Below are 2,537 nucleotides of genomic sequence, written 5' to 3'. Positions count from 1 at the left end.
CATGCCCGTGTGATGGTGGTGTTCGACACCTTCGTGCGCCACCTGCGCGCGCAGGGGTATGAGGTCACCTACGTGCGCAACATCACCGACATTGACGACAAGATCATTCGCCGCGCGCTGGAAAACGGCGAGCCCATCAATGCGCTGACGGCCCGTTTCATCGATGCCATGCATGAGGACGAACGGGCGCTCAATGTGCTGCCGCCCGACATGGAGCCGCGTGCCACCGAGCACATGGGTGACATACTCGCCATGATTGAGACCCTCATTGGCAGGGGATGCGCCTATCGAGCGCACAATGGTGACGTCTATTTCAGTGTGCGGGACTTTCCGGGATATGGCCGTCTGTCCCACAAGAAGCTGGAGGAGCTGGAGGCGGGCGCACGGGTGGAGGTGAGCGAGGCCAAGCGTGATCCGCTCGATTTCGTGCTGTGGAAGGCGGCCAAGGCGGAGGAGCCGGATGAGGCCAAATGGGACGCTCCCTTCGGATGTGGCCGTCCCGGCTGGCATATCGAGTGCTCCGCCATGTCCACCCGTTGCCTGGGACCGCATTTCGACATCCACGGTGGCGGCATGGACCTGCAGTTTCCACACCATGAGAACGAGATCGCCCAGAGTGAGTGCGCCACCGGCGAGAAGTTCGTCAACTACTGGATGCATGTGGGCTTCGTGCGCATCAACGACGAGAAGATGTCCAAGTCGCTGGGCAACTTCTTCACCATCCGCGAGGTGCTCGGGGCCTACCATCCGGAGGTGCTGCGCACCTTCCTGCTTTCGGCCCACTACCGCTCGCCGGTGAACTACTCGGAGGAAAACCTGAACAAGGCCAAGGCGGAGCTTCAGCGCCTCTACGGCGTGCTGGAGGCGGTGCCGCCGGGTGAGCCGGCTGGGGGCACCGATTTTGAGGCGCGTTTCAATGCTGCCATGAATGACGACCTGAACACCCCGCAGGCGTTCGCGGTGCTGTTCGAACTGGCCCGTGAGGTCAACCGTACACAGGATGCGGCGCTGAGCGGCCTGCTGGTGAAGCTGGGTCGGCGGCTGGGCATTCTGCAGCAGTCGGCGGAAGACTTCTTCCGCAGTCAGCCGGGTGGCGAGTTGAGCGATGAGGAGATCGAACGGCTGATCGCCGAGCGTAACGCGGCGCGTACCGTACGGGACTTTGCACGTGCCGATGCCATTCGAGATCAGTTGAAGGAGGCGGGCATCGAGCTGCTGGATGGGCCGGAGGGCACACGCTGGCGGCGGATATGATGTTTGTCCATGTCTATGAATAACCTCATAATTATGGTTTATGCCAATCGCGCCTTATCGGGCATTGTTTATAAGGTTTTGATATTTAAAAGGTATAAGCATATTTTTTGCTTGTCATAAAAAAGAGTTGACACGTATTTCATCGGTCAGTAATATACGAGGCGTACTCACGTTTCTTCATGAGTATCCTCCTCTGATTTGATCCTGTTGGCCCGCAAGCACTGCTTGCGGGCTTTTTTCGTTTGCGGGGCGAGAGACGGTGTTGGCGGGGTCAGTGGCGTGCGGCCAGAATGATCAACTTCTGGCCCGGTCGCAGCACCGGATGGGCGGAAAGACCATTCCAGCGGCGCAGCGCATCGACGGTAGCGCCATAGCGCCGTGCCAGCAGCCACAGGTTTTCGCCCGGCTTGACCGTGTGGGTGATGGGGCGCCGTCCCGCATGTCTGAGAGGAATGTCGAGTATCTGCCCCGGACGCAGTGACCGGTGCACGGAAAGACCGTTATACCGGGCAAGCTGGCGGACGCTGACACCGTAACGCCGTGCAATGGTCCACAGACTTTCTCCCCTGCGTATTCTGTGGCGCAGAGCAGGCGCCCTGTGACGGGCCAGTTTCGTGTGCTGAGCGGATTGTTCGCTCAAGCTGGAGGCGGGGACCAGCAGGGTGCGGCCGGCGATGAGCGTATTGCTCCGTAGCCTGTTGAGGCGACGCAGCTCATCGGGACGGGTATTGAACCTGCGTGCCAGCCGGATGAGCGAGTCTCCGGGCCGGATGCGGTAGCGCTTCAGACGCACGGCCAGCAGGTTGGGGGTCTTTTTCAGCGCCACCTCCAGCCTGCCGGCCGCATCCGTCGGCAGCAGCAGGCGGTGGGGACCGTCAGGCGGCGTGTAGGGGCGGCGGTAGGCGGCGTTCAGCCGGGTGAACGCTTCAGACTTCACATCGGCTTTCTGCTGCGCCTGAAGCAGATCAATCTGGCTGGAGAAGATGAGTTGTCGCACGGCTGGCTTGAGCGCGATGCCGGGCAGCTTGTCCGTCGGCAGGGATCGGATGGCGCTCAGCACTGCCAGCAGCTGTGGCACATAATTGCGTGTCTCCATGGGCAGATAGGGCTGGATCTGCCAGAAGCTCCCTGCCTCACGTCCGTTGTGACGCCTGAACTGTTTCTGCGCCTGCCATACGTTGCCCAGACCGGCATTATAGGCGGCCAGCGCCAGCAACCAGTCTCCCGTCTGCCGGTGGAGCTGCTGCAGGTAGTCCAGTGCCGCCCGGGTGCTGGCCGCCTAT

General features: G+C 61.3%; 2 protein-coding genes and 1 pseudogene. 1 reads left to right on the top strand and 2 read right to left on the bottom strand.

Going from position 1 to position 2,537, the window contains the following annotated elements:
* Positions 1 to 1,254: cysteine--tRNA ligase (gene cysS, locus F8K16_RS00160; protein ID WP_294945279.1), on the top strand; the 1,254-nt coding region annotated here is incomplete at its 5' end.
* Positions 1,255 to 1,525: 271 nt separating this feature from the next.
* Here cysS and F8K16_RS00155 read toward each other — a convergent pair.
* Positions 1,526 to 2,350: a LysM peptidoglycan-binding domain-containing protein gene (locus F8K16_RS00155; RefSeq protein ID WP_294945282.1), complete on the bottom strand. Its 825-nt coding sequence runs from the start codon at positions 2,348 to 2,350 to the stop codon at positions 1,526 to 1,528.
* Positions 2,351 to 2,404: 54 nt separating this feature from the next.
* Positions 2,405 to 2,518, bottom strand: a pseudogene (locus tag F8K16_RS00150) (transglycosylase SLT domain-containing protein); the annotation flags it as partial.
* Positions 2,519 to 2,537: the final 19 nt, after the last annotated feature.

The sequence above is a fragment of the Sulfurivirga sp. genome, assembly GCF_015490265.1.
Lineage (GTDB): Bacteria > Pseudomonadota > Gammaproteobacteria > Thiomicrospirales > Thiomicrospiraceae > Sulfurivirga.
This window is presented reverse-complemented; position numbering and strand designations above follow the sequence as displayed.